Source organism: Prosthecobacter fluviatilis (genome assembly GCF_055388355.1).
Map to the genome: position 1 here is coordinate 3,138,460 of NZ_AP043782.1, position 25,431 is coordinate 3,163,890.

Here is a 25,431-nt window from a genome sequence, read left to right on the forward strand (position 1 = left end):
TCATCATCACTCCCAACGCAACATACCATGATCAGATTTACCACACGAGCCGCGCTGCTGCTGGCGGCCTTTACCACCGTGACCCGAGCCGAGGACTGGGGAGCTTTTCAGCTCGTGCCTGTGAGTGCGCCGGAGTATGTGCTGGAGGCAACCGAGGGGGCCAAAGCCGGAAGCATTGTCTCGATTCAAAAGCCGAAGGGTGAGGCGAATCAGAAGTGGGTCATTCAGCCGCATGGGGATGGGTGGTTTCAACTGATGCCTGTGGCGCAAAAGGAGCTGGTGCTGACGGTGGCGAATGATGGCAAGAAAAACGGAGAGAGGATCATTGTAGAAAAGGATCGAAAATCAGACGCGCAGCTGTGGTCGATCACGAAGCAGGAAAACGGGAGCTATGCGCTGGAACCCAAGCATGCGCCGGGCATGGGGCTGGATCATTTAGGAGGCAAGAAGGAGGCCGGGGCGAAGATCGACCTCTGGCAGCACAGGCCGGGCGATCAGCATCTGCAGTGGCAGATTCAAGCGCTGGCGGGAACGGGGATCGCGGGTGCGGCGACAGAGGCGGCTGCGCCATCGTATGTGCCGGTGGCCATCAAGCCGGAGGAGATTCTGCCGGGGACGATCAAGCAGACGCAGTTTAACCAGAGCAAGGTGTTTCCGGGCACGGTGCGTGATGTGACGGTCTTTATCCCGGCGCAGTATGACGGCACCAAGCCTGCGTGTGTGTATGTGAAGACCGACGGGTACAATCCACGCGAGAAGACCTTCATGGAGACGCTGATCGCGACGAAGGAGATGCCGGTGACGATTGGCGTCTTTGTGAAGCCGGGCACGCTGCCAGCGCCGATGAAGGGGACGGTGGACCGGCGGAATCGCGATCTGGAGTATGATGGTGTGGGCGATGAGAATGTGCGCTTTCTACACGACGAGCTGCTGCCGTTTGTGGCGAAGGAGTTTGGGCTGAATCTTTCGACGGATGGGAATGACCGATGTATCTCGGGCGGGAGCAGCGGGGGCATCGCGGCCTTTACAGCGGCCTGGCACAGGCCGGAGGCCTTCAGCAGGGTGTATGCGGCGAGCGGGAGCTGGGTGGCCTTCCGTGGCGGGCATGAGTTTCCGACGATGGTGCGGAAGTTTGAAGCGAAGCCGATCCGTGCGTATCTGACGACAGCGACGCATGACATGGAGAACTGCGCGGGCGACTGGTATCTGCTGGATCTGGAGATGGACAAGGCGCTGAAGTTTTCGGGGTATGACTACCAGTTTCGGAGCATCGAAGGACGCCATGTGGCGGGGTATGCAGAGAACTATCTGGAGGCGATGGCCTTTCTGTGGAAGGGCTGGCCGGAACGTGTGAAGGCGGGACCGAGTGCGCCGAGAGCGCAAGAGGTGATCATTCCCGGCGAAGGATGGGAGCTGCTGGCGGAGGGCTTTAAGAGCACGCGCGGACCTTCATGCAATGAGAAGGGGGAGGTGTACTTTGCGGACACAAGCAACAACAAGATCCACCGCATTGAACTGGACGGAAAGGTGAGCGAGTTCGCGAAGGATGTGAATGCGCACTGTGTGAGCGTGGGTGTGGATGGGAAGGTGTACACGATCTCGGAGAAGTCGGGGAAGCTGATGTCTTTTGATGCCACTGGAGCTGGCAGCGTGGTGATGGAGGACATTCTGGGGCATTCGATTTTGGCAATGCCGAACGGCAACCTGTACGTGACGACCAACGGTGAGAAGCCGAGGGAAGAGGGCACGGTGTGGCTGATCAAGGACGGGAAGAAGACACTGCTGGACAGGGGGATCAAGTTTGCGACGGGGATGGCGTACCGGCCTGACCAGTGGCTGCTGTCTGTGGCTGAAGGACACTCGAAGTGGGCGTACAGCTACCAGATCAATGACGATGGCACGCTGAAGAACAAGGAGCGCTTTTTCCATCTGCATGTGGCGGACTGGGATGACGACGCGGGGCCGGAATGCCTGTGCTACTCGATCGAGGGACGGCAGTTCATTGCAACGAAGAGCGGGGTGCAGATCAGTGCGGATGATGGACCGACGCAGATCATTCTGCCTGTGCCGGACCGCAGCCGTGTGACGGCAGTGGCGATCGGCGGAAAGGACAAGGACACGCTGTATGCCTTCTGCATGAACAAGATCTGGAAGCGGAAGATCCTGCAGCATGCGATGGGGGCGTGGAGCCCGTGGACGAAGATGAACGGGACGAAGCTGTGAGCTGACGATGAAACCTATTTTTCTGATTTTGCTTGCCCTCGTGGCAGCAACCGTCTCAGCGGAGACGCCCAAGACAGCGGTGCTCTCGGCGGATGATTATGGCATCACCGCGAAGACGCCGCCGGTGATCAAGGTGGATCCGGGGCCGAGGTATTTTCCAAGACTGCGGACGTGGCAGGGCATACCGAGCATCGAGCGAACGGCGAAGGGCCGCCTGTGGGCCACGTGGTATGCGGGGCCGCTGAGCGAAGGGAGCAACGGGAACTACGCGCTGCTGGTGACCAGTGGCGATGACGGAGTGACGTGGTCGGACCCAGTGGCGGTGTATGATCCAACGACTTTCTTTGACGGGAGCACGGGGGATCCGCACGTGTGGATCGATCCGCAGGGGCGGCTGTGGTGGTTTGTGTTTCGCATTCTGAAGGTGAAACATGCGGATGGCATCCGCTCGGAGTGGGGATTCTGCTGTGAGAACCCTGATGACCCGATGCCCAAGTGGAATGCGCCTGTGTTTGCGGGCTTTGGGCTGGGGCTGAACAAGCCGACGGTGCTGTCCAACGGAGCCTGGCTGCGGCCGATCGACAACAGCCAGGAGGTTAAACAGGGAACGCGAACGCAGTTTTATGTGTCGCACGACCAGGGAAAGAGTTTTGAATTTTTCTCGAAGCTAAGCGTGAAGGATGTGTCCTTTGCGGAGCATATGGCGGTGGAGCGCAAGGATGGCAGCCTGCTGATGATGGCGCGGACGACGTATGGGATTGCGCAGGCGGAGTCATTTGATCATGGAGCGACTTGGGTGAACGAGGGGCCGTTTACGAAGGAACGCGGGGTGAACACGCGCTTCTTTCTGCGGCGGCTCAAATCCGGCGCCCTGCTGATGGTGGTGAATGATGTGCCGCGCGGACGTGACCGCATGACGGCAATGCTGTCTGAGGACGATGGCAAGAGCTGGCCACACAAGCTCTTACTGGATGAGCGCAAGCACGTGAGCTACCCCGACGGCACTGAGGGAGCGAATGGTTTTATCTATGTGACGTATGACCGAGGGCGCTATGAACTGGGAGAGCAGGAGATCCTCTTTGCGAAGGTCACGGAGGCTGACATCAAGGCTGGAAAGCTGGTGAGTGAAGGCAGCAAACTGAAACAGGTAATCAACCGACTGGCGGACGCGCAGGGTGGTGTGCACCACACGCGGGAGCCGCAGCTGATGGAGGAGGCTTTTGAGAAGAGCCGGGGGAAAACGAAGCCCTAGTGGGAGAATCACACATGATGACTGACATGAGATACCAAACACCTGCCTGCCTTGCGGCTTTCCTGCTTGCCTCATTCACGGGGCTGGCAGCGGATACGATCACGAACTCCATCGGCATGAAGCTGGTGCGCATTGAGGCGGGGTCATTTGTAATGGGGCAGAATGGACCGGCGGCGGATTACAAGATGACGAAGCATCCGGAGAAGTTTGATGATGCGGACTGGGATGAGAAGCCTGCGCATCGGGTGGTGATCACGCAGGCTTTTCAAATGGGCGTGACCGAGGTGACTGTGGGGCAGTACCGGCAATACGTGCCGGGGTTTCATGCGAAGGAGTCTGATGATACCGCTGTGAGTGGTGTGACGTGGGATGAGGCGGTGAAGTTCTGCGAATGGCTCTCGAAGAAAGAAGGCAAGACCTACCGGCTGCCAACGGAGGCGGAGTGGGAGTATGCGTGCCGGGCGGGAACGACGACGCTGTTTCATACCGGCGACAGCCTGCCGGATGGCTTTCAGCCGTGGTGGAGCGACATCGGCTATGCGGAGCGCTATTTCACGACTGGCACGATGCCACCGCCCTACCGCAAAGGGGCGAAGACCGGACTGCGGGTGGCGCAGACGGCGGCGAATGCCTGGGGGCTGCATGACATGCATGGGAATGTGGCGGAATGGTGCCTGGACTGGCACGGGCCTTATGAAGCAGGTGAGCAGACGGATCCGCTGGGACGGAGTGCGGGGGATTTCCGTGTCTTCCGAGGCGGGCATCATTCCAGCTTTGTGCGCATGCTGCGCTCGGCGAACCGCGCGGCTTGGCTGCCGCAGACTGGCAGCAACCGGGTGGGGTTTCGTGTAGTGATGGGGGAGATGCCTGCGGGCAAGATGCTGTCGCCTGCACCGCCGCCTTTGAATGCGCAGAAGGTGAGCCAGGAGGTGGCGGAGATTGTGCCGGCAAAGCAGCAGAGGCCGGTCTTTATGGGGCCGAAGCCGTATGTGAAGATCGAGAAGGATTCGTTTGGACCGCTTTATTTCAGTCACAATCACAGCCCTGGAATCGCGGAGTGCCCAAACGGTGATTTGCTGGCGGTGTGGTACTCCTGCGTGGATGAAGGAGGCGCGGAGCTTTGCAATGTAGCGAGCCGTCTGCGGCGCGGTGCCAGCGAATGGGAACCGGCATCGCCCTTCTGGGATGGTGCGGATGTGAACGACCATGGGCCGAAGATCTGGTGGGATGGGAAATCGACCTTGTACCATCTGGTGAAAGGTCGTGATGAAAACCTGGTGAGGACTTCGACAGACAACGGCGCGAGCTGGTCTGTGCCTCTTTTGCTGGAGCCGGGTGGTGAGTTTGGCAATCAGATGATCCGACTCGCAGATGGGACGATGGTCATCACGCATGATTCGAGGCAGTGCAGCCTGGTCTTCAGCCGTGATGAGGGCAAGACGTGGGGCTTTAACGATGTAAAGAAGCGAGCAAGTGACTTCAGGCCGGGTGGCAAAGGATTCCGCCATCCCGGAATTCATGCGCCGATCGTGCAACTGAATGACGGTCGGCTGATGGCGTTCAGCCGCAATGATCCGCCTGAGGATCAGGCGAAGTTTGAGATGAAAACTCCGATCAGCTACAGCAGCGATCTGGGGAAGACCTGGAGCTATGCCGCCAGTGAATTTCCGGCGATCAGCAGCGTGCAACGTGCGGTGATGATCCGCCTGAAAGAAGGGGGCATTCTTTTGTGCAGCTTTACGGATCAATGGCGTGACTGGAAGAACCGGAAGGGGATGATGTTTGCCTCCAAGGCAGGAGAGTTCAAGGGATACGGAATGTTTGCGGCGGTGTCGTTTGATGAGGGCAAGTCGTGGCCGGTACGCCGGCTGATCACACCCGGAGGCAAGGAGCAGTCTGTGAATGGGATTGACCGAGTGATGTTCACGCTCAGTGACACAATGGCGGAGCCGTGCGGCTACCTCTCTGCGACGCAGACACGCGATGGAAACATCCAGCTCATCACCAGCAAGAACCATTATGTTTTAAATCTCGCTTGGCTGAAAACCCTGCCTTGATCTCTCTTTGTATGAACACCCGTATTTTTCTCGCCCTAGTCACCGGTCTCACACTGTCTGCGATAGCACAGGACAATCTGCCGAGGATGGCGGATACTTTTGATGTCGAAGGAAACAAGGCATTCCTCTATGCGGCCCCTGCATCAGCGCCAGGGAAGCCGTGGGTGTGGTATGCGCCGACTTTGAAAGGCGTGTCTCTGGCGGGACGGAAGATGTATTTCGATGCCTTCATGAAGGCGGGGATCAGCCTTGCGGGTTATGATCTGGGGGAGGTGAGGGGTGCGCCAGGAAGCACGGCGAAGTTTTCGCTTTTTTATGAGGAGATGGTGAGGCGTGGCTACTCGCCAAAGCCGATTCTGCTGGGCCAGAGCCGGGGCGGGATGATGACGCTGGCGTGGGCGTTTCGGAATCCGGACAAGGTGCGTGCGTGGGTGGGGATTTATCCGGTGTGCAATCTGGCAAGCTGGCCGATGAAGAACTCGAAGGTGCAGACGCTGGCTGACTACGGCCTGTCTGAAGAGGAGCTGAATGCGAGGCTGAGGGAGTTTAATCCGGTGGACAATCTGCAGGGGCTGCTGGCGAACAAGGTGCCGATGTTTTCGGTGCACGGGGATTCGGATGTGGTGGTGCCTCTGGATCTGAACACCTCGCTTCTGCAGGAACGGTACAAGGCAGGCGGGGGGCAGATCGAGGTGAAGGTCATTCCTGGAGAGGGGCACAAGGTAGGACCTTCATTTTTTGAGTGTCGGGAGCTGGTGGACTTTGTTTTGAAACACGCCGATCACTGAGCGCCTTGATTTTTTGCACCATGCTTCGGACCCTTCTCTTTAACTGCGCTGTTTTTTGGATGCTCCTCACCTGCGGAGCACAAGCCCAGCAGATCATTTTGCTGAAGCTGGATGATGTCATTGCACGAAGGGTGGGAACGAAGCCGGTTTCAGACCGGTGGCTGAAGGTGCATGACTATCTGGTGGCGAATCAGATCAAGGGGTCGTTTGGGATCATCACGGAGTCGTTGGAGAAGGACAATGCGATGTATTTTCAGTGGCTGAAGGATGTGCAGGCGGCGGGGCAGATTGAGTTCTGGATGCACGGCTACCACATGAAGACAGCGAGCGAGCCGGGTGAGTTTGAGCATGGGACGGCTGAGGAGCAGCGGGCGATTTTGGCGAAGGGGGAAAAGCTGGCGAAGGAGAAGCTGGGATTCACACTGCCGGCCTTTGGCCCGCACTGGAGCGGGACCACGGAGGCGACGGATGAAGCGATGGAGCTGGTGCCGGAGGTGACGATCTGGCTGTATGGACCTGAGAAGCCGAAGTACTACAAGCGGCTGAGCATCCCGCGTGTGATGGCACTGGAGAACCCGACGTTTGTGCCAGACCTGGAGAAGTTTAAAACGTTCTATGAGGCGAAGGCGGCGAAGAAGGAGGTGCTGGTGCTGCAGGGACATCCTGATCAATGGGATGACAAGCGCTGGGCGGGGTTTACCGGGATCATTGAGTTTCTGAAATCGAAGAACGTTCAGTTTATGACGCCCTCTGAGTATCTGAAGAAAACCCAAGCGAAACAGCCATGAGAATTTGCTTACTGATTGCCGCGTTTGCGATGGCTGTAGCGCATGGGGCGGAGCCGCCCAAGCCGACGCATGCAGACGTGCCGTATGGAGCGCATGCGCATCAGCTGATCGACATTCATGTGCCGCCGAAGGGAGAGGGCCCCTTCCCCGCCCTAATTTGGTTTGGCGGGATCTGGAAGGCGTCCAAACACGCGGTGGATGTGAACCGCTTTTTTCCGCATGGGATTGCCGTGATCGCGGTGGAGGTGAGGACGATGGAGGATGCGACGGCGGACAAGGTGAAGGAGCCGATCTCGTATGTGCTGGAAGATGCGATGAGCGCGGTGAAGTTTGTGGTGGAGAATGCGGAGAGGTGGAAGCTGGATCCGAAGCGAATCGCGCTGGGCGGGGGATCGCAGGGGGCGCTGCCGGCGCTGTATGTGGGGTGCCAGGCACCGGAACTGGTGACGTGCGTGGCGGCGTATCGCTGCCAGCCGACGATCGACCCGAAGCGGATGCAGGAATGGGTGCCAGGAGTGCAATGGGGCGCACCGGCACTGGGCTGCAGCTTTGAGGAATCTCTGAAGCGCCGCGATGAACTGCTGCCGGTCATCAAGAAGTGGTCGCCGGACTGGCTGCTGAGCCAGAATGCCGCGCCGATGTATTTTGAGAACGAGTGGGGAATGACCAAGCCGGAGGACATCGTGGAGACCAAGATCGACACCAACGGGAAGAAGACTGAAGTGCACAAGCCCCTGACGCAGAACAACTACGATGTGCACTCGCCGGCATGGGCTGTCGGATTTCAGAAACTGGCGCTTGCGGCAGGGGCCGTCTGCCATGTGAAGTATCCGGGTCATCCCACCAAAGGGTATGACGACATCTGGAATTTTATTGTGAAACAACTAACCTCCCAAACATCCAAACCATGAAGACACTGCTGACCTCTCTCATCTGCCTGATCTCAATCCTCTCCTTTGCCGAAGAGGCGCCGGTGGCCGCGGTGCAGGCGGCGGATGATGCGCGTGTGGCGGCGATGAAAGCGCCGGAGCGTGACAAACTGGGAGCCATCTTTTCGGATGAACTGCGCTACGCTCATTCGACGGGTGTGGTGGACACAAAGACGTCGTTTATTGATGTACTGGTGGCGGGCAAGACGAAGTACCAGGAGATCGACTATGTGGAGAGGAAGTTTACGTTTCCAGCACCGGGGATCGCGCTGATGACGGGGAGCGCGAAGCTGAAGATTGGGACGGAGGCAGGCACCCTGGAACCAACGCTGGCCTTTCTGGCAGTATGGAGGCTTGAGGAAGGCAAGTGGCGGTTTCTGGCGTGGCAGTCGTGCAAGCTGACGCCGCCGGGGACTGCGAAGTAGATTTTGAAGCAACGCACGACATGTGCAGTGCCAAGAGCATGTGGGGATCAATACGAAAGCGCACTGGTTAGGAGAGGATCAACCGCCATGGGCGGCGTGGCACATCCGGCAACAGGCTGGATGTGTTTGGCGTCGCAACCGTTTCTTTGCTCCAATGCGCTCTCCGCCATATCACCCGACCACGAGGGTGTTCGCAAGCACCGATGTTTGCGGAACGCTGATGGACGGGCGGGCTGTCGCCACACCCATCCTACGTATGGCAGGCACGCGAGCACTGGCTGCCTGATTTGCCTTGGAATCGCCACCTGAACACAACGTCTTTACTACAGAAGCCGAACTTTCATTGGCTCCAAAACAGACCCGTTTTCAATGCATTATGGCACGAGTCTATTCGAAGGACGAAATGAGGAGTGTAGTGAGCGTGAGGGCTTCGAGTCAAAGATGCGCATGCGGGGTTCAAGATTGTGCCTGTGACGAGGGATAATCTTGGATAACGGGGTGGAAGACGGAGCGTTAGGGGCGATTGCCAAGGACTCTGGTCTGAGGTGACTTTAATTTGAAATGAAACTGCTTTTTCTTCTCCCCTTTCTTGCCACTGCCTGCCTGGCTGCTGAACCTCATCTGCCCAAGGGAACGAAGGCGCTGGCATCGGCGGCGAAGAATGGGCGCGGGCCGCTGGCGCTGGTGAATCTGAACCACCATGTACTGGGGCATGCGAAGGTGTTTGGGGGGAGAGAGGATGATTTGTTTGTGGCGGGCTACGGCGGACCGCAGGCGGTGCATTTGTTTCGCTGGGTGGACACCGCTGAGACGGGAGCGCCGGTGTTTGCACAGCCGGTGGAGGTGAAGTGCGCGTTTAAGGACAAGGGGAGTGTGTTTCAGGGGAAGGATGGTGCGATCGTCGGGCTATGGATCGACAAGGATGAGGTGGTGACGACGGAGTTTGACCGGGAGAAGGTGGAGTTTCGGGAAACGAAACGCACGAAGCTGCCGGGCGCGGTGAAATCGCCTGGGAGCCTGGGGGTGCTGGTGAATGCGGATGGCGGATATGATCTGGCGTTTGAGATGTCGAACGGCGGAAAGGGAGCGGAGGGGAGCCCGAACACGGAGGAGTGGCGGCCGTACAACTCATCGGGCATTGCAGTGGGAGAGCTGAGATATCGCTATCTGATGGGAGTGACGGCGGACGGCAAGGCGAGGCAGATCACGGCGACGAAGAACGAGGTGTATTTTTCGATGCATGGCATCACGGCGATCAACCTGGGGGAAGGACACGAGCGGGATGTGGTGACGGGATCGCGGCAGGGGAATCTGGTGCATTATCACAACACAGCGCCGAGCGGATTTGAGCTGGAGAGGAAGCGGCTGATCGCGGGTGAGGATGGGAATGCGCTGCGGCATCCGAGCATCAACCCGAGCGTGTGCGCGTATGGCGGAGGATTGATCGCGTGTGGGGAGGGATCGCTGTATTTTTACCGGTTCACGGGGAAGTTTACGAAAGCAGGGGTGCCGATTTTTACGGAGCCGGTTTCGGTATTGCAGGAAAACGCGGACCTTTATGCCGGCACGCTGCCCTCTCCGACAACGGTGGACTGGGATGGGGACGGGGTGCTGGACATTCTGGCGGGAAATTCGGAAGGGTTTGTGCTGTTCTTTAAAAACACCGGCAGCAACGAGGCGCCGACGTTTCTACCCGCGACGCGCGTGAAGGCGGGTGGGCGCGAGATTCAGGTGCAAGCGGGCTATGCGGGAAGCCTGCAGGGGCTGCAGGAAGCGCGATGGGGGTACCTCTCGCCGAATGTGATCGACTGGAACGGGGATGAGCTGCCGGATCTGATCACGGGTGACATCACGGGGAACTACATGATCTACATGAATCGTGGCACGAAGACGGAGCCGAAGCTGGAGGCGGCGCATCCGATCTATTGTGACGGGATGGATCTGCACGGCATGTGGCGGTGCCGTGCGGCGCTGGCGAAGGTGGGTGAGCGTGTGGCACTGGCCATCGTGGACGGGGATGATCAGTTCCACCTGTACTGGCGGATCGATGACTCCAATGTGGAGGACGGCGGGAAACTGCTGCTGGAGGATGGGAAGCCAATAGGTGCGAGCGGCGGCGTGGGTGGAATGAGCGGGCGCTGCAAGCTGGACTTCTTTGACTGGAACCAGGATGGAAAACTGGATTTTGTGATCGGGACGGGACGTGTGTGCTGCATTCCTGATCGTGAGACGGGCTACCCGATGGCGGCGCTGGGGCAGAACCCGGTGGTGGGCGGACTGGTGGGGAAGCTGGTGGATTCCGCGCTGCCTGCGAAGCTGAAGAAGACGCTGGGCACGCCGCTGGTGATGCTGAACAGCGGAACGAATGAAGCGATGCGCTTTGCGAGGCCGCTGACGTTTCAGGATGAGGAGGGCAAGGTGGTGCAGCCCGGTGGCGCGCATGAGACAGGCGCTGTGGGCACGATGCTGGGTGGTGATGGGCCAAACCTGCTGATCTGCAATGAGGCGGGAAGGATGTTTCTGCTGCCGGGGAAGAAGCTGCAGCTGAAGCCTTGAGGTTTACACGATGCGCAGTCGTAAACGGGTCTGTATGTCAGAGACGACTGCCATGATTTGCGGAGACTACGATCATACCATGTGCGCTTGGATGTCCGCGGCAAAAGCATGCTGCGGAACTCGGTGCAGACGCTGCTGGAACCCGGCGTGGTGCGGCAGAGCGCCGGGTTTGCTGCCCCGGGTTCTTGCGCGATTGACCCAGGGCTTGCTGCGCAGCGCCCTGGGCTAAATCCTCAGCCCCGTTGGAGCTGGTGCGGGTTCGGGAGCGAATAGAATGGAAGCGTATTTCGCAGAGATTGGTTTGCAGCTATGGGTTTGAGCTGGTTTTCTGCGGAGGCGACTTTCGAGAACCGCACTCGGAGAGTGCGGACCACTTCACGCTGGACGGGCGAGTATGATGTGAGCATGAGAGGGCGCTGGTGGACGGGCGGGCTGTCGTCACACCCATCCTACGATCCGGAGTGGGGCCGTGCTTTATTTCACGATGTCGGTGCAGGTTTGGGGGGCACAATGCTGGGAGAGGACTGAGGTTGTTCGAGGAGGCTTGGGATGAAGCGGAGGGCCTCCCTGTTCCGCAGGAACAGGGCTACTTCACGAAGTCGATGAAGCCGGCCTGGGTGCGCTTGAGCTCGGCTTTCATGGCGGTGCGGAGTTCACTGATGCGGCTGGCTTGGGAGGAATCGTTGATGAGGTTTTTGAGTTCATCGGGGTCGTTTTTGAGGTCGTAGAGTTCTTGGCCGGAGACGCCGTCGAGGTAGTGGACGAGCTTGAACTGATCCTGCACGACGGCGCTGTAGAGGGGAACGCCTTGATGGTTGTCCTGCTTGGCACCGGTGAGAATGGTCTGGCTGACTTTGGAACCGTATTCGTTGCCCATGTGCTCGTAGTAGCAGGGGTGCGGCCATGCGGTTTCGGGTTTTTCGAGCAGGGGAATCAGATCGCGACCGTGGGTCTGCCAGGGGACTTTGACGCCGGTGATGGAGAGAAAGGTGGCGGCGAGATCAGGAGCATTGACGGAGGCGGCGCAGACTTTGCCAGAGGGAAAGCGGGAGGGCATGCTGATGATGAGCGGAGAGCGGTAGTTGGCGTCATAAGGCGCGAGCTTGGTGCGGAAGCCGTGCTCTCCCATGGAGAAGCCCTGGTCGGCGGTGTAGATGATGAGGGTGTTTTCGTACTGCCCTGATTCTTTGAGCGCGGCGATGAGCTGGCCGACGCCTTCATCGATGGCGGGGACGCATTCGTTGACCTGGCGGACCCAGTCGTCGAAGCGTTTGCCCCGTTTGCTTTCGCCAAAGGCTTCGCCGCCTTTTCCTGCCATGGGGTGGCCGTCGGAGCCTTTGAACCATGCCTGAGTCTTGTTGAGGTAGTCGGGCTTGTCTGGGCGTGGGGGGAAAATGTCGGTGGGGAGGAGAACCTCGGCGTTTTTGTAGGTGCCCTTGTGGCGTTTGGCGGGCGTGGAGGGACCGTGGACACTGCCGTAGCAGACCCAGAGATACCAGGGCTTGGCGGTGTCGCGATTTTTGCCGCGAATGTAGTCTGCGGACCACTGCGTGTAGTTGTCTGCGGGATAGCCTTCGATGGTCTGCTCCTTGCCGTCCACGCTCATGATCTGCGTTTCATAGTAGGCGCCGGCGTTTTCGGGATGGAGGGGACGATTCCAGACGATCTGGTGGTCCCAGTCGCGGCCCCAGCCGGTGTCGGTGCCGGTGTGCCATTTGCCGATCTGCGCGGTGTGGTAGCCCTGCCTGCGCATCTCTGCGGGGATGAAAGGGCATTGTTTGGGATCGTACGTGCTGCCGGGGTATTTGCCCTCCATGGACATGGACTCGATGCCATGCGGGAAGCGCCCGGTAAGCATGGTGGCGCGGGAGGGCATGCACCAGGAGCCGAGGTAGGCGGCATGAAAGCGCACACCGTTCTGAGCGAGGGCATCGATGTTGGGCGTCTTGACCCAGGGCCAGGAGCCGGGATAGCAGCCCACCGTTTTGGTGGACTGGTCGTCGGCGTAGATGAAGAGAATGTTGGGACGTTTTGCCTCCGCTGCAAAAAGCTGAAACGCGAAGGTGCAGAGCAGGAGGACGACGAATGCTTTCATGGTGCGCGGTTAACGTAACGCACCATGGCTTTGTAGCCTTAAAAGCATGCCAAGTGACTCAGGCGGCGGTGCCGTGCGAGGGAGGGGGCAGCTTGGTCATGGGCGGGCGTGCGATGACCGTGGGCGGCTTGGCTGCAGGGGGCGCGGGCGGCTTGGCCGTGGGCGGTGCGACGGGCCTGGCGACTGGCTTGGACATGGGCGCGGACGGCGGTTTGGCCACGGGCTTGACCATGCCAGCGGCCAGCGGCGGAGGTTGCGGTCTGGCCACAGGGAGCGCCGGTGGTGCGACGGCCACGACGGGAGGGGCGGCGACGACGACGGGTGCGGGCTGCCGGATGATGGAGGACAGCACGGAGGTGGGCGGAGGCGCGGGAGGCGCGGCCTTGGGGGCATGGGCCTTCTGGATCATGTCCCAAAGCCTAAGACCGCGAAGCAGCGGGTGTCCGCGCAGAGCGGCGAGCACGTTTTCCCTGGTGGCAGGAGGCTCGGTGGCGAGCTGGTCGTAGGAGCCTTCACGCTGAGCGGCCAGCATGCGACCAAGGGCCGAAAGCACGGCGGCCTCCGAGGCGGGCATGTGATGGAAGATGTTCTTTGCCTTGAAGGCATTGAGCAGCTCCATGGTGAGCTGGCCGGAGACGGGTGCGATGTCATTGCGAAGAAGCAGCGTGTCTCCAGCGGCCTCCTTGAGCCGCTCGAGCACGGCGATGAAACTGCCGCGCATGGCATCGCTGGTGACAACACGCACCTGACTGCCGCCCCACTGGAACCAGCGGTCAGCACCGTCGAAGTTATCATAGGTTTTGCGGATATCGCCCTCGCTGATGGTCACGGTGGGAGCGACCATGAGCTCGATGAGGTCGCGGGTGCGCTCACCGAGGTCGATGGCGCTCGGGGAGCCTGCCTCGGCCTTGGCCGCCTGGACGGCGTCCTGGAGGAGGGAGTCCACCTTTTCTGCGAGGCTCTGACGTGGCACGACTGAAACGGCAGGAAGAAAAGCGGGGGGCGGTGGCAGCTGAACTGCGGAAGGCGCAGGGATGGCAGCGAGAGCAGGAGCGGCGGCGAATTCCGCCACCGGAACTGCCACCGCCACAGGTGCTCTGAACTGAGCAGGCATGACCTGCTGTGGCACGGGAGGCGGCAGGGCGACCACTGGCTGAACACTCACTGCGGCGACCACCTCCGGCGGCAGCGACGAAGTGCTGGTGCGCATGGCGTAAACCTCTGCCGCCGCAGCAAGCAGATGGCGCGGTGAGATGGCCCCACCGGCAGTGAGACGCGCGATGTCTTCCTCCTGCAAAGGATGGATGGAGGATGTGATGCCGTCTTTTTTACGCTGCTCCACGAGAGGGGGACTTTCGAGGCGGCAGCTGAGCAGCAGACGCTTCTGCTCACTGGCGATGGGCAGCACGTCGATGACCGGGAGGCGGAAGCCGAGCGGGGCATTGGAGTCCGGAACCCCCACGCGGCCACGCAGGGCCTGGGTGAGCGCGGCATCCCAAGCGGCGTAGCGCTCGGCCACGAGACCGATGAGCACGACCCAGTTTTGGCTTTGATCAATGAGAGCGAAGAGCAGACGCTGCATTTCATCGAGCTGCGGCTGGGTGACGACGAGATCAAGCTGGTCGAGGACGAGCACGACGGGGGCGCCAGCCTGGGCGGCGAGCTTTCCAAAAAGCTGGATGACGATGCCCATCTCCGCCCGGGCGAGAGGCTCGACGACACCGAGGTATTTCAGCTCGGCCTCGGTGAGGTAAGCGGCACCGGAGAGCCACTGCGCGGCGAGATGCTCCTTGTCGTCTCTCAGGATGTTGAGCAGGCAGCGCAGGATGCTGCGAGGGACCATGGGATGCTCGGCCTCCAGAAGCTGGACGGCCTGGTGGATCATGTCCTTGCGGGTCTCCAGCCTGATCGAGGCCCAGGCCTCGTGAAGCTGGGGAAAGGTGAAGTCCTGCTCGACGACGGGCTTGAGCAGAGCATAGGCGAGCAGGCGGAGCTGGCTGTAGGGGGCCTCCCTGCCCTCCCTGCTGCGGGCGGGATGGCGCATGCTGCTGACAAAGCGGGAGAGGATGAAATTTTCCAAGGCCTCGGGCTGCAGCGGCGGATTCGGCGCATAAGCGTAAAAAATGCTGTCGGCACACTCACGACGCAGCCGGGAGAAGAGGTGAGACTTTCCAGAACCGCCCGCACCGCGCACAAAGCGGACCTGGCTGCGATGCTGAGCGCGAACCTGGTCCTCCACCACACGGAGCGAGTCAAAAGGGACCGAATGGATGTGTGGCACGTCCATGAAGGAGGCGGCGTTCCACAAGTCGTTTTCGCCCACACTGGTGGAGGTGAAGGGATTTAGAGCAGCATACAGGGACATGGTCTCGGGAGTCGGTTTAAGATTCGGGAGGAAAAAGCGCTGGGTCAGGAGAGCCAGCACCAGGAGTAGCCGGGAGGACCGAGAGACATCGGGACAAGCAGGGCGCGCTCATGTTCCGGGAGGTCTTGCGGTCGTTCACAGGGTTCTAACAGGAGGCGGCCATCGTTGTAAAGCTTCTCGATAAACCTTCGGAAAACCTGAATGTCAGCCACGCCTCCACATTCTGCGGCCCAGGCCTGGTAGCGGGCGAAGGTGGCAGGGATGGGGATCATCATGGTGGAGGAGCGGATGCGGTCGAGCTCGTACCAGGTTTGCAGGTCCGACTCCGAGGGCGCGATGACGGAGGTGGACTGTGGAGGGGGCGTGGAGGGTGGCTCCTGATCCAGCCAGGCGAGCAAGTCCTCCAGCGATGCAGGCTGAGAGCGTGCGCCATTCACCGTCTGAAGGATTTTCTGCAAAGCGATGCGCTGGGCAGCGCTGAGAGTCTGTGTGGGGCGTGGCCTGCGGGCGTGAATCAGCCTCTTGCCGCCAGTCTGAACGAAGGCATCGCCTGCGGAGGCGAGCTGCGCCAGGGCGGCCTCAAAGAAGGATTGCAAACCCACGGGCAGCTTGGTCTGGAGCTTGGCTGCAGGCTGTTCTTTGGCGGAGGCGTGCACCCAGCTTTTCAAAAAGGCGGCGGTGGCGTCCTCTGGACTTTGAAGAGTGAAAAGAGGCTGCGGCTTGGCGGCAGTGCCTGCGAGGATGCGAGTGAGCGAGCCGGTGGAGGCCTGAGCGTCCAGTGCGGCAGCCACGGCTTTGGGGGAGGCGGCTTTGCCTAGCGCGGGCTTGATGAGCTTGGAGATATCAGCGGCTTTTAATGGCAGCGCACTGCGGGCGAGCGCGTCAAGGATGGCGGTTTCGAGCGTCATGACGGTTCTGCGGCGATGATCATTCTATGTGGCGGTCGAGCCAGCGGGTCACATCGTGCACGACCTCCTGGCGCTGAACATCGTGCAGCAGGAGGTGGTAGGAACGCGTGTACCAGAGCAGTTTTTTGTCGCGGCTGCGGATCTGCGCAAAGAGACTCTGAATCTGGTCTGCCGAGGACATGACATCATTGGGCGAGGCGACAAAGAGCACCGGCATCTTCAGGCGACGGGCTGATTCTGCATTGGCATCGAGCATGCCGCCGATGGAGGAAAGCAGGCGCAGGGAGAAGGCGCTGACGTGATGCGGGGTGACGGCCATCTGCCCGCCGTGGGTGGAGTGGGAGGTGACCTGGATCTTGGACTCGTCCACACCCGCCAGCTCTCCAAGGGAGTAGCGCGAGCGCGGGGAAAGCCGTGCGGCGGTTTCGAGAACGAAACGCTGGAAACCTGTGAGCGTCATGCGCAGCCCGGCCACAGGAGAGGCGAGAATGATGCCGTCGGGGTCGGACCAGTTGCCGAGCAGGTCTGCGGCTGTGTGCAGAGCGATGAGGCTGCCGAGGCTTTCGCCATACCAAAAGACCGGGGTGCGCGGGTGCCTGCGCCTGATGAGAGCATGGAAGGTGGCGAGGTCTTTCTGCCAGGTTTTGGCGCTCTGGATGTCTCCCCTCTCAGAGACGACGGGGTCGTTTCCCTGCCCGCGCAGATCGTAGGAGTACACGGTGTAGCCACGCAGCGGAAGCTGCTCGCCGAGATACCAGAAGTCCGACTTGGCCCCGCTGAGGCCATGCACGGCGATGACCACGCCGCGAGGCTTTGTGCCTGCTGGAACGGGCCAGGCTTTCCATGGCATGGTCTTGCCATCGTAGCTGACCCAGTCGTCAGCGCACAGCACGCCACGGCCTGAGGTGATTTTTTTCACCGATGCGCAGCTGCTGCCGACGACAAGAAGCGTCAGCAGCAGAAGTCGCTGGAGCAGAGTGGCGCGCATGGTTTCAGCCCAAGATGGACAAGGCGGCCTCCACAAAGCGCACCTGCACCTGGACACGCTTGTCGAGGGCAAACTCCGAGGGAGACTCGAAGGTCAGCGTAACCGGACAGCCACGTACATGAAGCTCCACGGCCTCGGGCATGCCGGGCAGGTTGGTGGGGAGATTGCGGCGGCGGATGACGCCCCTGTCGGCACGGCGGCCGTCGATGCTTTTGCGCGGATCAGGGCCGATGACGCGTGCGCAGCGCTCGATGATCTGATGCCCCGTGGTCTGGGACGCCTGATTGAGCTCATAGAGATAGATGCCCTGGGCATCGTAATCTTCATGGAGGCAGAGGCCGAAGCGCATGGCGCGGCCGGTGATCCACTGCTGCCAGGGGCCGCAGATCTCGTCGTCGGACATGTGGAAGCGGCGGTTGATGTCGAAGCCGCGATGGTCGATCCGCGTATTTAAAATGAGCCCCACCGGATTGAGGCAGGGGGCGATCAGGAACGAGCCGGTCTTGATGGTGGCGACATGCTTCTCCGCCCAGGCGAGCAAGCCCCAGGCAGAGCCAGCCTCGTCTCCGTGCACTCCCGTGGAGAGGTAGATGGCCGGTGCTCCTGCCTGCGCTGCCTTTGACTCAAGCACGATGACGGGCATGTCTTTGACCACGCAGAGGACCTTGACCCTGCAGCCTGCGCTGCGCGCGAGCATGCGCCAGCGCTGGATGAGGTGCTGTGCGTCATGCGCACGATGGTTGGGTAGCAGCTTCACGGCGCGCAGCATGGCAGAGCCGGGGCGTTCGTCATTCTGAATTCCGCATTCAGTCCTTTTTCTTCTTTGCCTTTCCTTTTTTGGCCGGAGGGGCCTCCTTGGTGCGGCCTTCGTTTTTGGCCACCTCTTCAGGCTCAGGGATTCTTCCCTGGTCATTCGTGCGCTCAATCCATTCACTGAGGACGGAGCTCAGGCGCTCGCGGGCGGCGCGGTGCTCGGGGATGTTTGATTTGGCGAGATTGTGAATCTCATGAGGGTCCTCCTGAAGGTCGTAGAGCTCCTCCTCGGGCATGGTGGGAGCGGCTAGCGCGGCCTGGGCGGGTGTGAGCTTGTCCTGAGCGGCGAGTTCCTTGATGAGGTTCCACCCGGGATACTGCTTCTCCTTGTAGGCATTGTGCTGGAGGAAGGGACGGTCAGGGGTGAAGTTGCGGATGTAGCGGTAGCGTGCATCGCGCACGGTGCGGAAGCGGAATACCGTCTCGTCGCAGCGATCGCGTGCGCCAAAGACGTACTCGCGTGCGGGCTCGGCTGCAGCCCCCATGAACACCCTGCCCTGCATGCCCTCGGGTTTGGCGATGCCGGCCCAGCCGAGGGTGGTGGCGGTGAGGTCGATGGACATGAGGAGTCGATCGCTGACTTTTCCTGCTTCGTAGCCTGCAGGCGCAGGGATGCCGGAGGGCCAGCTCATTATGAGAGGGGTGTTCAGCCCTTCCTCGTAGCAGAACTGCTTGGCACGGACGTGAGCGGCGCCGTGATCTCCCATGAAGCAGATGACGGTGTTTTCCATGAGACCATCGCGCTGGAGGAGCTCCATCACTTTGCCGATCTTGCGGTCAAGCTCAGTGGCGGCGTCGAGGTACTGCGCCATGTCTTTGCGGGTGACTTCGTGATCGGGGTAGTAGGGAGGGATCTCCACCTTGGCGGGATCGGCGTGGGGTGGGGCGTGGAAGGTGCGGTGGGTTTCCTGGAAATTGAGCTGCGCGTAGAAAGGCTGGTGCTGCTTGAGGTCGTCCCAATTGGAGGAGTCGAAGGGTTTGGCGGGCCCTTGGAAGTTCCAGTCGGTCTTGCCGCTGCCTTTGAATCCGGCCTCGGGAGGCAGGTCTTTGACATTGGCGGTGAAGTAGCCAGCCTCGCGCATGCGCTCGCTGATGACTTGCACGCCTGCGGGCAGGGTGAAGCCGTCATCGCGATGGGAGCGGTGATTGTGCGCGCCGATGGTGGTCTGATACATGCCGGTATTGAAGGCGGAGCGGCTGGCGGAGCAGACGGGGGCGGTGGTGTAGTAACGGGTGAAACGCATGCCTTTGGCGGCGAGGGCATCGAGAACCGGGGTGGAGACTTCCTTGGCGCCGTAGCAGCCGAGGTGCGGGCCGAAGTCTTCGGCGATGAGCCAGAGGATGTTGGGGCGTTTTTCCTCGGCGTGGAGGGTGGCGGCCAGGCAGAGGCTGAGAACAACGAGAAAACGGATCATGCGCACAGCATGGCTAAGAATGCCGCACCGATGCAAGGAAGTATTTGTAGCGAACGCCTGATCTTCACCTGCCGAGGCGAACCATTACTTCATCATCTTCTGCGCCGTGGAGATGATGCGTTCCTCAAGGGTGTCCGCGAATTTGTCTGGATGCAGCGGGTTGGACCAGTACATCAGGGAACGAAAGGCCTCATAGCCGCCCTCCAGCAGCACGCGTCTGCTAGGGATGTAGGCGAGGATGTCGTTGCTGTAGCCTGCGACCCACAATGCTCCGGGCCCCTTGAACTCGCGCTTCAGGCGGAGTGAATAATCCACGCATGTCTCACCACTGAGAGCCACGAAGGTCAGATCATGCCCAAAATGAACCACCTGAAGCGGGTAGTCGTAGTGGTCGCTCAGGCCGCCGTTCTTGATGGCATACAACCGCTTTTCATCCCACTTGCGCTGATAGACCTCGTAGCTTTTTTCATAGCCCTCGCCCGTGCTCAGCCTTTTTTCGATCTGATCTGCCGTAGGAATGGACTGGTAGTCGAGTCGCGTGGTCTGCCAGTCAATTCGCAGCGGGCCGCGGATCGGCTTCGGTTTTGCGTCCAGCGCTGCCTCCACCGCGGTGGCGAGGCTCTGGCCGTGGCGGAGGCTGAAGATGGGACTGAAACGTGGATAGGCGTTTTGATCGCCACCGCAGCCCATCATGAACAATGCGATGGTGCCTGGGTGCGCCTCTTCGATCAACTGCTGCGCATGACCTGCATAATCACCGTGCCATTGCCTGATGCTCATGGATGTGTTGTGGCAGGCGTAGCCAAAGACGATGGCGCTCAGTTTGCCAGCGGCCGTTTGAACCGTGAGCACGGGCACATCATGATCCACCACGCCCCCGGGGTTCGGGCTGTTCAGGTAGGGATCGCCCGAAGGCTTGTCGTTTTTGAGCCTGCGGTTCATCGCAAAACCACAACGCGCGTGGCCATAACTGACCGTCGCCGGCTCCAGCTGCTGCAATGACTCGCCGATGATGGCGATGATCCTGTCCCTCAGCCATGCGTTGTAGCGCAGGCAGCGCTCCTTGCGGAGAGGGTCGGAGAAATTCATGAATTCCAGCTCTGTGTAGCGCAGCTCCGGGCCGCAATGAGTGTGTGAGCAGTTCAACAGAAGCGCCTTCTCCGGCAGACTGAACCTGGTCTTTACGGCCTCAGCCACAGCGTCGCGGAGCTGAGCTGTCACCTCGACGAGATCGAGGGTGACCATGACGAAGCGCTGCCCCTGCGCGTCCTGGAGCGCGAGCGCCTTTGCGTTGAGTTCCATCGCTGTGCCTTCGGCTGGCACCTCGCGGTTTGCGAAGCCGGCGAGATACATGGGCTCTGTCGGTGTGATCACCGTGCTGGCGGCTGCCGCTTTCCATTCCGGTGTCTGTGCCGAGGTCTGGAGAAAGGATGCAAACGCGAAGGCCAGGATCGGGAGAACAGGATTCATGATCGGAGACATACGCACCGAGCAGTGCGGATATGCCAATCCGATGTTTGGAAGGCCGGGGATTCGCTTTTGATGAAGCCGGGGAGCCTTGACTGAACAATTACTCCCGCTTGCTCAGCAGATATTTGAGCAGCTCAAGGGCCTTGCGCTCGGGCATGGATTCGAGGAGGGCGGGGGGCATGAGGGAGACGGGCATCTTCTGGCGGTCTTTGAGATCGGCCTTGGAGATGATGACGGACTCGGTGACGGTGCGGGCAGTGATGGCGGTGTCGGTTTCCTGCTCGATGACGCCGGAGATGACGCTGCCGTCCTTCTTGGTAAGGACATGGAGCTGGAAGTTGTCGCCCACGACAGCGTTGGGATCGACGATGTTTTCGAGGAAGTAGTCAAGGCCGTTGCGCCAGGAGCCGGCGAGATCGGGGCCGAGCTTGCCGCCGACGCCGCCCATGGCGTGGCAGACGGCGCAGACCTGCTTGAAGGTTTCCTCGCCTGACTTGGCGTTGAAGGCCCACAGCGGCGCGGATTGGTAGGCTTTCTTGAATTTGGCGATGCTGGCTTTGGCGGCTTCGCTGGAGTCGTTCACCTTGCCCCAGGTGGCGTCAAGGAGGGTGTTGACCTCGGCATGATTGAGATTGCGCATCTGGCGGATTTGCAGGGAGCTGAGGTTTTTTTTGTCGAAGGTGCCTGCCTTCACGGCGGTGAGCAGCGGCAGGGCTAGTTCGGAGCGGCTGGTGAGGGTGCCGAGTGCGGCGGCGCGGTCGGTGTCGTTGAGAGTGGCGAAGCGAGTCAGCAGTGCCGTGGCTGTGGCGGGATCGCTGGAGCGTGAGAGGAGGGGGATGACGGCGCTGGTGAAGTCGGGGTGGTCGAGGAGCTTGGCGAAGATGGGCGTGGCTTCGGGATCACTGACGCGTTTGAGGAGATCGAAGGCGCTGCGGCGCTGGGGGAGCGGCTGTGTGGCATCGGCAAGAATGCTGCGCATTTTGGCGAAGACGGCTTTGTCTCCAAAGAGGGCGGAAAGTTGGTCTGATGTGGTGCCGGGAAACTTGGCCTGCAGTTGAGGCCAGGATTGAGGCATCGTGGCTTTGGCTTCGTCCTTCATGCCGAAGGCGAGGATTTTGAGATCGCGCTCGGTTTGGATGGTGGGGATGAGGGCTTCGCGGCCTGCCGGAGTTGTAGCAGCATACCACCGGATGGAATCGGCGAGGGATGGGAGTGGCGTTTTTGCCGCGAGTGCGAGGCCGCGGGGCCAGTCTTCTGCGATGACGCGGGCGAGGCCGAACCAGATCATCTTGGGGAGGAAGCGGTCATTTTTGTCCTCAGCGTGCATGGCGAGGGCGGAGGCGACGTCCCAGACGGTCTTGGTGTCGAGATTTGGAAGTGCGGAGGCGAGGGCGAGGCGGACGGTGGGTGAGGGGTCGGTTTGGGCGAGCTTGAGGAGCGTGGCGGAGGTGAGCTTGGGCTTGCCGGGTTCTTCGGTAGCTAGTTGGATGGCCCAGGCGCGGACTATATCGATGGGATCTATTACCGCCCCAGTAAGATCGTCGTCCGCAGCATTTATCACATGAAGCGTCCAAAGGAGAGGCAATAGATGATTTGGATTAGCCTTTTCCCGATCAACGGTCAGCAGCCATTTCATAACATCATCGCCGACTCTCCCTGTCAACATCACCCGCGTTTGAAGCAATCGACGCGCCATTCGTGCACTCCAGTCGTTCGAGTTTAACTGAAGTTTCGCTAACTCGACATCAGTCATCCCCTCCAAATCCACCTTCACGGGCTTGTAGGTTTCCTTCCATGAGATGCGGTAGATGCGGCCGTTGGTGCGGTCCCATTTTTCGTCTTCGGGGTTGTGGCAGTGCTGGGTGTCGGTCCAGTCGATGACATAGACGGCGCCGTCGGGGCCGGTCTGGAGATCGACGGGGATGTAGTCGGGGGCGGGGCTGTAGAGGAGGTCGTAGCCGGCGTGGAAGGTTTCATAACCGCTGCCGGTACGGATCATGTGCTGCTGATTGATCTGATGGCCGTGGAGATTGTGAGTGAAGAGGTGGTCGCGATAGATGGCGGGCCAGTTGTCGCCGTTGTAGATCATCGTGCCGACATGGGAGTGGCCTCCATACACGGCGGTGGTGCCGGGTTTGCCTGCGCCACCTTCGCCGCTGTCGTAGCGAGCGGAGGCTGGGAGGAAGTTTTGCAGATCGGGCGCGAAGTCGGGCGCGGTGGCGGAGATGAAGGGGGCGTATTTGCTGTTGGCCTGATTCCAGAAGTGGCCGTTGCGGATGGCATGGGTGGTGCCGCCTTTGCCCCAGAAGCTGCGGCAGTGTGTCATGAAGAAGTGGCCGTTGCTGTTGTAATCGAGGCCCCACTGGTTGCTGCCGCCGTGGCAGAAGATTTCGAAGACGTGGCGCACGGGATGGTAGCGCCACACGCCTGCATTCATGGAGATGCGCTGGTCATCGGGGGTGCCGGGTTTGCCGATGTGGGACTGGGTAAAGACGCCTTGATTGCCGTAGAGCCAGCCGTCCGGGCCCCAGGTGAAGCTGTTGAGGGTTTCGTGGGTGTCTTGATAGCCCCAGCCGTCGAGGAGGGCATAGGCGGTGAAGTGGAGGCCGGGGACTTTCGAATAGGTCTGATAGGACTTATGCGACGTATTCAAGGCATCTGCGCGGTCGTCGTGATCGATGTCTGGAATGAAAATCAAATAAGGGGCAGCGCCGACCCAGACGCCGCCGAAGCCGACTTCGATGCCGCTAACGAGGTTGAGACCTTCGCAGAAGATTTTCTTTGTTTCGAATGAGCCGTCGCCATTTGTGTCTTCGAAGATGCTGATGCGGTCTTTCCCCTGCCCTTCGGGCTGGCGGTTGGGATAGCTGAAGGCCTCGGCCACCCACATGCGGCCGCGTTCATCGAAGCAGAAAGCGATGGGCTGGCGCACGTCGGGCTCGGCAGCGATGAGCTCGACCTGGAAACCATCCTGCAATTTCATACCAGAGACGATCTTTTGTGCGGCATCGTTTTTGATGCTGGTGGGTTTGGCGGGATTGGGGAGGAGGTGCCAGAGGACGGGGCTTTCATCGCCGCGCTTGGTGCGGTCTGCGCTGATGCTGAAGGAAGCGACGGCGAAGGTTGGCTTTTGAGCGTGGAAGACGAAGTCGTCGAAGTTCACGTGGCCCCAGCCGGATTTGGACTGGTCGACGATGCGGATGAAGATGCGTTTGCCAGCGACGGGTTCCAGATTCACGGCGACGCGCTTCATGTTTTCCTGCTGGGCGGAGCTGCTGCTCTGGATGATTTTGCCGGTGGCTTCTTCGACGACCTCGACGCGCTCGGTGTTTGCATCCGGGGCGGCACCGATGAGGAAGCTGGCCCAGGGATGCGTGGCGATGAAGCTGGTGGAGGTGAGAGTGCCTGTGCCTTTGTCGCCGCTACGTTCGTAGCCGCCGAGCCAGAATTTGCCGACGTGCTGGGAGTTGCCACGTTTGCGGATGGCGACGGTGTCGCCTTCGATGGGCTGCTTGTCCCAGGCATCTCCTTCGGCCTTCCAGCCTGCGAGGGTGCCGGTTTCGAAGCCGAGGTTGAGCTCGGCAGGTGGTGGGATGGAGGGGACGTCGGCAGTGATAGGATTGCGGGCAGGCTGCGCATCCCCGAAGGGAACGCCCGCATCACTTCGGAGCGGCATGGCGGTTTTGCCGAGGTGGGTGAGCTGGATGTTGCGGAACTGCACTTTGGCCGGGCCGGGGCCGCTGTGGAGCTGGAAGGCAATCTTGCCGCTCCATTCGGCGGCTTTGGTCTCGTGGTCGTCTAGCACGCTCATGAGGACGTCATTCACGCGGACCTCGACGTGGGAGGCGGTGGCGGTGATGTGGTATTTGTTCCAGTCGCCGGGTTTGATGACGGTAGCGAGGCTCTTGGGTTCTGCGAAGGCATCTGACCAGCGGCGACCATCTGGCGCGATGGACACGCGGGAGCCGCGCTCGACCAGCAGGGCGCGGCCGTGTTCATCGTAGATGCGGCCGAGCCAGACTGCGCCTTGGTCGAGATCGGCCTGATAACCGCTGGCGTGACCAGCGGCACTCTGCTGGCAGCGGTACTGGATGCCGGAATTGGCGCTGGGGCCGCCTGTGATGCGGAACTCGACGGTGAGATCGAAGTCATGGACCTCGCCGTCCCAGAAGATCCATTCGTTGCCTTTGAGCTGCTGATTCGGCAGGATTTCGCCTGTTATCGCGCCGTCTTCCACGCGCCAGTGTTCGGCTTTGCCTGACCAGTGGGCGAGTGTCTTGCCGTCGAAAATCGATTCAGCGTAGAGCAGCGGTGCGGCCAGCAATATGGCGCAGAGAAGTTTCATGGCGGTTGGAGCAG

The 25,431-nt window shown here is 60.5% G+C and carries 16 protein-coding genes; 8 read left to right on the forward strand and 8 right to left on the reverse strand.

Annotation, left to right across the window (positions count from 1 at the left end; translation table 11 throughout):
- Nucleotides 1-27 precede the first annotated feature (27 nt).
- From ACZ5WW_RS12055 to ACZ5WW_RS12090, 8 genes are all read left to right on the forward strand, one after another.
- A complete protein-coding gene (locus tag ACZ5WW_RS12055) occupies nt 28-2,223 on the forward strand; it encodes an RICIN domain-containing protein (protein ID WP_377167836.1) in 2,196 nt (731 codons plus the stop codon).
- A gap of 7 nt (nt 2,224-2,230) precedes the next feature.
- The gene (locus ACZ5WW_RS12060; RefSeq protein WP_377167839.1) at nt 2,231-3,475 is read left to right on the forward strand and encodes a sialidase family protein; all 1,245 of its coding nucleotides are present in this window, start codon (nt 2,231-2,233) and stop codon (nt 3,473-3,475) included.
- 26 nt (nt 3,476-3,501) lie between these two features.
- Nucleotides 3,502-5,532, forward strand: coding sequence for an SUMF1/EgtB/PvdO family nonheme iron enzyme (locus ACZ5WW_RS12065; protein ID WP_377167842.1), 2,031 nt, complete (start codon nt 3,502-3,504; stop codon nt 5,530-5,532).
- Between the two features lie 11 nt (nt 5,533-5,543).
- Complete coding sequence (locus ACZ5WW_RS12070; RefSeq protein WP_377167845.1) at nt 5,544-6,320, forward strand: alpha/beta hydrolase family protein; 777 nt, start codon at nt 5,544-5,546, stop codon at nt 6,318-6,320.
- Between the two features lie 20 nt (nt 6,321-6,340).
- The gene (locus ACZ5WW_RS12075; RefSeq protein WP_377167848.1) at nt 6,341-7,108 is read left to right on the forward strand and encodes a DUF2334 domain-containing protein; all 768 of its coding nucleotides are present in this window, start codon (nt 6,341-6,343) and stop codon (nt 7,106-7,108) included.
- Nucleotides 7,105-8,019 (forward strand): hypothetical protein, encoded by a 915-nt coding sequence (locus ACZ5WW_RS12080; RefSeq protein ID WP_377167851.1) that lies wholly within the window; start codon nt 7,105-7,107, stop codon nt 8,017-8,019. Before ACZ5WW_RS12075 ends, ACZ5WW_RS12080 begins: the two co-directional genes overlap by 4 nt.
- Nucleotides 8,016-8,462 (forward strand): nuclear transport factor 2 family protein, encoded by a 447-nt coding sequence (locus tag ACZ5WW_RS12085; protein WP_377167854.1) that lies wholly within the window; start codon nt 8,016-8,018, stop codon nt 8,460-8,462. The genes ACZ5WW_RS12080 and ACZ5WW_RS12085 overlap by 4 nt, the downstream gene beginning before the upstream one ends.
- Before the next feature lie 561 nt (nt 8,463-9,023).
- Nucleotides 9,024-11,018 carry an FG-GAP repeat domain-containing protein gene (locus ACZ5WW_RS12090; RefSeq protein WP_377167857.1) on the forward strand — a complete coding sequence of 665 codons (1,995 nt, stop codon included), beginning with the start codon at nt 9,024-9,026 and terminating at the stop codon, nt 11,016-11,018.
- Nucleotides 11,019-11,604: 586 nt separating this feature from the next.
- Here the strand turns inward: ACZ5WW_RS12090 and ACZ5WW_RS12095 are convergent.
- The 8 genes from ACZ5WW_RS12095 to ACZ5WW_RS12130 all read right to left on the reverse strand — a co-directional run bounded on the left by ACZ5WW_RS12095 (nt 11,605) and on the right by ACZ5WW_RS12130 (nt 25,417).
- A complete protein-coding gene (locus ACZ5WW_RS12095; protein ID WP_377167860.1) occupies nt 11,605-13,113 on the reverse strand; it encodes a sulfatase-like hydrolase/transferase in 1,509 nt (502 codons plus the stop codon).
- A 58-nt stretch (nt 13,114-13,171) separates the two neighbouring features.
- A complete protein-coding gene (locus ACZ5WW_RS12100) occupies nt 13,172-15,478 on the reverse strand; it encodes a hypothetical protein (RefSeq protein ID WP_377167863.1) in 2,307 nt (768 codons plus the stop codon).
- A 44-nt stretch (nt 15,479-15,522) separates the two neighbouring features.
- Nucleotides 15,523-16,386, reverse strand: a complete 864-nt coding sequence (locus ACZ5WW_RS12105) for a hypothetical protein (protein ID WP_377167866.1) — start codon at nt 16,384-16,386, stop codon at nt 15,523-15,525.
- A gap of 19 nt (nt 16,387-16,405) precedes the next feature.
- Complete coding sequence (locus tag ACZ5WW_RS12110) at nt 16,406-17,374, reverse strand: alpha/beta fold hydrolase (protein ID WP_377167868.1); 969 nt, start codon at nt 17,372-17,374, stop codon at nt 16,406-16,408.
- Nucleotides 17,375-17,378: 4 nt separating this feature from the next.
- Complete coding sequence (locus ACZ5WW_RS12115; protein ID WP_377167871.1) at nt 17,379-18,131, reverse strand: M14 family metallopeptidase; 753 nt, start codon at nt 18,129-18,131, stop codon at nt 17,379-17,381.
- Nucleotides 18,132-18,180: 49 nt separating this feature from the next.
- On the reverse strand, nt 18,181-19,602 hold the full coding sequence (locus ACZ5WW_RS12120; protein ID WP_377167874.1) for a sulfatase family protein: 1,422 nt from the start codon (nt 19,600-19,602) through the stop codon (nt 18,181-18,183).
- 84 nt (nt 19,603-19,686) lie between these two features.
- Nucleotides 19,687-21,072, reverse strand: a complete 1,386-nt coding sequence (locus tag ACZ5WW_RS12125) for a neutral/alkaline non-lysosomal ceramidase N-terminal domain-containing protein (protein WP_377167877.1) — start codon at nt 21,070-21,072, stop codon at nt 19,687-19,689.
- Nucleotides 21,073-21,172: 100 nt separating this feature from the next.
- Nucleotides 21,173-25,417, reverse strand: coding sequence for a PVC-type heme-binding CxxCH protein (locus tag ACZ5WW_RS12130; protein WP_377167880.1), 4,245 nt, complete (start codon nt 25,415-25,417; stop codon nt 21,173-21,175).
- Between the last annotated feature and the right edge of the window lie 14 nt (nt 25,418-25,431).

Bases quoted from the DNA above. Each gene is read 5' to 3' on its own strand.
- ACZ5WW_RS12105 (WP_377167866.1), bottom strand. From the start codon at position 16,386: ATGACGCTCGAAACCGCCATCCTTGACGCGCTCGCCCGCAGTGCGCTG.
- ACZ5WW_RS12120 (WP_377167874.1), bottom strand. From the start codon at position 19,602: ATGATCCGTTTTCTCGTTGTTCTCAGCCTCTGCCTGGCCGCCACCCTC.
- ACZ5WW_RS12080 (WP_377167851.1), top strand. From the start codon at position 7,105: ATGAGAATTTGCTTACTGATTGCCGCGTTTGCGATGGCTGTAGCGCAT.
- ACZ5WW_RS12075 (WP_377167848.1), top strand. From the start codon at position 6,341: ATGCTTCGGACCCTTCTCTTTAACTGCGCTGTTTTTTGGATGCTCCTC.
- ACZ5WW_RS12090 (WP_377167857.1), top strand. From the start codon at position 9,024: ATGAAACTGCTTTTTCTTCTCCCCTTTCTTGCCACTGCCTGCCTGGCT.
- ACZ5WW_RS12070 (WP_377167845.1), top strand. From the start codon at position 5,544: ATGAACACCCGTATTTTTCTCGCCCTAGTCACCGGTCTCACACTGTCT.
- ACZ5WW_RS12055 (WP_377167836.1), top strand. From the start codon at position 28: ATGATCAGATTTACCACACGAGCCGCGCTGCTGCTGGCGGCCTTTACC.
- ACZ5WW_RS12125 (WP_377167877.1), bottom strand. From the start codon at position 21,072: ATGAATCCTGTTCTCCCGATCCTGGCCTTCGCGTTTGCATCCTTTCTC.
- ACZ5WW_RS12100 (WP_377167863.1), bottom strand. From the start codon at position 15,478: ATGTCCCTGTATGCTGCTCTAAATCCCTTCACCTCCACCAGTGTGGGC.
- ACZ5WW_RS12110 (WP_377167868.1), bottom strand. From the start codon at position 17,374: ATGCGCGCCACTCTGCTCCAGCGACTTCTGCTGCTGACGCTTCTTGTC.
- ACZ5WW_RS12095 (WP_377167860.1), bottom strand. From the start codon at position 13,113: ATGAAAGCATTCGTCGTCCTCCTGCTCTGCACCTTCGCGTTTCAGCTT.
- ACZ5WW_RS12130 (WP_377167880.1), bottom strand. From the start codon at position 25,417: ATGAAACTTCTCTGCGCCATATTGCTGGCCGCACCGCTGCTCTACGCT.
- ACZ5WW_RS12060 (WP_377167839.1), top strand. From the start codon at position 2,231: ATGAAACCTATTTTTCTGATTTTGCTTGCCCTCGTGGCAGCAACCGTC.
- ACZ5WW_RS12085 (WP_377167854.1), top strand. From the start codon at position 8,016: ATGAAGACACTGCTGACCTCTCTCATCTGCCTGATCTCAATCCTCTCC.
- ACZ5WW_RS12065 (WP_377167842.1), top strand. From the start codon at position 3,502: ATGAGATACCAAACACCTGCCTGCCTTGCGGCTTTCCTGCTTGCCTCA.